General features: G+C 60.6%; 1 protein-coding gene. It reads left to right on the top strand.

The window, feature by feature from the left end; genetic code table 11:
* A partial coding sequence (locus tag LUU93_RS21960) for an ExbD/TolR family protein (protein WP_232683238.1) occupies nt 1-279 on the top strand: 279 nt, incomplete at both ends.

Here is a 279-nt window from a genome sequence, read left to right as displayed (position 1 = left end):
GATCGACGTGGTGTTCATCCTGCTGCTGTTTTTCGTCGTGACCACCACGTTCACCCGGGAAACCCAGCTCAAGGTTGAATTGCCACAGGCCGTCAGCGGCTCGCCGGCCGAAGACCAGCAACTGAAGAACCTGGAAATCACCATCAGCGCCGAAGGGGCGTTCTCGGTGGACAACCAATTACTGCCCAAGAGCGACCTGGCGAGCCTGATCGAGGCCCTGCAGAAAGAGTCTGGCGGCGACACCAACCTGCCGCTGTCCATCAGCGCCGACGGCAAGAC

It is taken from the genome of Flavobacterium soyae, from assembly GCF_021245985.1.
Lineage (GTDB): Bacteria > Bacteroidota > Bacteroidia > Flavobacteriales > Flavobacteriaceae > Flavobacterium > Flavobacterium soyae.
The sequence above is the reverse complement of the archived record's forward strand: the minus strand, read 5'-3'. Positions and strand labels throughout refer to the sequence as shown.